General features: G+C 28.3%; 5 protein-coding genes. All 5 read right to left on the bottom strand.

Annotated features, from left to right (window positions below):
• Positions 1-163 precede the first annotated feature (163 nt).
• The gene (tilS, locus tag L8D11_RS04260) at positions 164-1,459 is read right to left on the bottom strand and encodes a tRNA lysidine(34) synthetase TilS (protein WP_236870435.1); all 1,296 of its coding nucleotides are present in this window, start codon (positions 1,457-1,459) and stop codon (positions 164-166) included.
• Positions 1,460-1,476: 17 nt separating this feature from the next.
• The gene (locus tag L8D11_RS04255; protein ID WP_236870436.1) at positions 1,477-2,241 is read right to left on the bottom strand and encodes an ankyrin repeat domain-containing protein; all 765 of its coding nucleotides are present in this window, start codon (positions 2,239-2,241) and stop codon (positions 1,477-1,479) included.
• A complete protein-coding gene (locus L8D11_RS04250) occupies positions 2,184-2,900 on the bottom strand; it encodes a hypothetical protein (RefSeq protein ID WP_236870434.1) in 717 nt (238 codons plus the stop codon). The genes L8D11_RS04255 and L8D11_RS04250 overlap by 58 nt, the downstream gene beginning before the upstream one ends.
• Positions 2,893-3,192, bottom strand: coding sequence for a DUF2497 domain-containing protein (locus tag L8D11_RS04245; RefSeq protein ID WP_236870433.1), 300 nt, complete (start codon positions 3,190-3,192; stop codon positions 2,893-2,895). Before L8D11_RS04245 ends, L8D11_RS04250 begins: the two co-directional genes overlap by 8 nt.
• A gap of 54 nt (positions 3,193-3,246) precedes the next feature.
• The coding region (locus L8D11_RS04240; RefSeq protein ID WP_236870432.1) for a hypothetical protein at positions 3,247-3,435 on the bottom strand (189 nt) is incomplete at its 5' end.

Raw genomic sequence — 3,435 nt, 5'->3', positions numbered from 1 at the left:
CTGATACTACCTCGCCTTTTTCTTTTTTTCTTACTATTATTTCAAAATCCATTTGATACCTGTATTGTTTTAGGTCAAAGGTTAGCACTTTTCCTATTTATACGCTATCTAATATTTATGCTTCCATATATCTTGAACACATTGATATAAAATTCTACTGCTTTTAACAACAAATTTCAAAAGAAGATTTTGATAATAAGTGAACAACTTTTATTTTGATACCTAATTTCAGCATATTTGTTGAATTTATGACATTACTCAGTGGCAATATATATATACCCTTACTTTCTGAAAATATTATCGGAGTAGAAAATATTATATCTCCTGGCACTTTATGAATGAAATTTTTTGGTTTAATTTTATGCCAAAACTCTTTTGTTAATTTAGAAATTTCAAAATCTTTAGTATTAATTGAAATTTGATATCTCTTATCCCATAAATTATCGCCTCTTAATAATGGCTTTTTTGATTCTATGTATTTTGATTCCCTGTAAAAATATATTATTTTGTCATGAAGTAGGATTTTGCAATTGGATAAAGTAAATTTTTCGTTACCAATTTTTTGTAAATTTACCAACGCAATTTTCAAGCTATCTAATCTACTAGGATATAGCACTTGCTCATTTCTAACATATCTTATTATATGGTTTATCAATCTTAATTGGATCTCTTCATCTAAATTATTAAAATCAGCTTGGTTTATGGATATACATCCTAGTTCTCCAATAACGCAACATTTTTTGAACATTTCAGCAACATGTGAATGAATAAAATTTCTTGCTCTTTTCGCATTATCAGAAAGTAAATTTAACCTTTCAGTAAGTTGAAAATCTTTATCTAATTGAGTAATTAAATTTCTAACTTTGACTCTATCAAATTTTGTATTTTTATTTGATTCATCCTCAAACCATAGTAAATTTTCTTTCTTTAAAAAATTTAAAATCTGAATTTTTCTGTATTCTAAAAGTGGTCTAATTATATTTATTTCATTCATAATAGTTAAAGAATTAATTCCACTAATACCATCAATTCCACTACCACGAAATATTCTTAATAAAATTGTTTCTGCTTGATCATCATATGTGTGCGCAACGAATAAGTTCTCTATGCCATTCTCCTTGCAAAAATCACAAAGCATTTTATATCTAACATTTCTCGCTTCTTTTTGAATGTTAGATTTAATTTCATTATGGTGCCAAGTTAGTATAGTGTGGTTAATGCCATATTTTTCTAAATACCTATAAATATTATTAGCCTCTATTGTAGAGCCCTTTCTTAATTTATGATCTACTGTAATTGCAACCAGTGATATATTGTTTTGTTTGCAAAATTTATTTAATAAAAAAGTTAGGCACATACTATCAGCTCCTCCTGATAAGGAAACAGCAATTTTTTTAATTTTTTGTAGATTTATAACACTAGTTAATAGACTATTGAAATTGGTATAATTCAGCTCCACACTTCAAACTTATAAAATTATTTCTTTTTAGGTTTTTTATTTATTTTTCCTAAAACACCTTGTGATGAATAATTATCAAAATTTTTATCGGCTATTTCTTTCTTACTTTTTTCAATCCGCTCCTTCTCTTCATTTGATAATTGATATGGAATAACATTTTCAGAAACACCTAAAAGGTGAAGATGTTTATTATGCTTCACCGTTTCTATAATATCTAAGATTTTAGTATATCTATTTTTCTTAGCTACTGCTTTAGCACCATCTTTATAATTATTTTTTATCGCCTCATTTGCTCCAACACTCAATAAGTAGGTAACAAGTTGGGGATTATTATTTCTTACTGCTAAAATTAGAGGAGTGTCACCATTATGATTTTGTGAATTAACATTAGCTCTATTTTGAAGCGAAAATCTTGCTCCTTCTATAGACCCTAAAATACAAAAATCAATCAATGCCTCACCTGCATCTTTTCTTGTGTCAAAGATGTCACTAATTACCATATTTTTATAGTTGGGCTCAACATAATCGAAAAAAGTTTTGTTATATTTATCTTGAAGAAATATATCAGTATCAGCACTTAATAAAATTCTTAGCGCCTTTAGATTATTGGTGATAGCAGCTAAATGTAATGCAGACATTTTATTAGAAGTTACAACATTTAAATTTGCCCCTCTTAATATCAGGTATCTTAAAGAATCCAATTTATTATTCTCAACAGCATACATTAATGGCGTGTATTCATTAACCTTGTTTTGCGCATTAATATTTCCTCCTTTAAGCAACAATCCTTTAATTGCTCCAATATCTTGCTCATTAACTGCAACAAATAACAATTTTGAAAGCTCATCTTTAAACATAAATTTAGGCACATTAGTTTTTGCACCTTTTTTTGTATATCTAGCAAATATTGAGGAGGCTTTACATCATAACTATAAGGCTTTCTCCTCATGAAACTTTTTTGATTGAGATTAGTGTCAATGTCTTTTTCCGGCGCAGTAAAATAGGTAATAGATTTTTTAACTTTCTGCTTTGGAATTATTTTTGCCGGCAGAGCTTTTGGTTTTTGAACTACCTCAGTTGCATTGTTTTTGTCCTTTGTATTGCTCAGCTTTTTACTTACCTTTTGCTTCGGCTCCTGCTTTTTATTATTGAGCATCTTTTCATCCTCTACCTTCCCTGCTTTTACATCAATTTTTACCTCTTGCTTCGCTTCTGGCTTCGGTGGCGATGGCAATTGCACCTCTGGCATTGATTGTGAATTAGAAGTATCGGATAAGTCATTATCATTAACTTTTTGGTCTAAATTTTGGCCAACATTTATACCTAATTTTTTAGCTTGCTCAATAAAATCACTTGAAAATCCGGAATCTGCAATAACACCAGTTAATAAAAAATTCTGCAATATTAAAAAATAAATAACAGTAAAAAATATTCTATTCATTTTTGGGAATAATTTTCTTTATCTCATTGTCAACCAATTGCTTAACAATTGCAGGTAGATTGTCATTAAGCCACTTTTTTAACTCTGGTCTCAAAATCTCTTTAACTAATTCTTCTACTGATTTAGCATTATTCAGAGCACTACCTAATTCATTATTATTATCATCATCATTTTCATCGTTAACAATATCAATTAGGTCTAAAGTATCAAAATTAACATCCTTGAGTTTATTATTAACCAATTCATCTTTCAGATTATACAATTCTTGTGAAATCTTCTTGCTGTCTGACAAAATAAACCTTATTACAAATTTTATTCTTAACAACTATTATCAGTATTGTTGATTTTAGTCTACTTTATTGTCATTAGATTTTAAATTTGAAGAAATTGCATCAATAAGACCATTGCATAATGGAAGCATAAATATTAGATAGCGTATAAATAGGAAAAGTGCTAACCTTTGACCTAAAACAATACAGGTATCAAATGGATTTTGAAATAATAGTAAGAAAAAAAGAAAAAGGCGAGGTAGTAT

Source organism: Candidatus Bandiella numerosa, from assembly GCF_021811875.1.
In the GTDB taxonomy this organism is placed as follows: Bacteria; Pseudomonadota; Alphaproteobacteria; order Rickettsiales; family Midichloriaceae; genus Aquirickettsia; species Aquirickettsia numerosa_A.
This window is presented reverse-complemented; position numbering and strand designations above follow the sequence as displayed.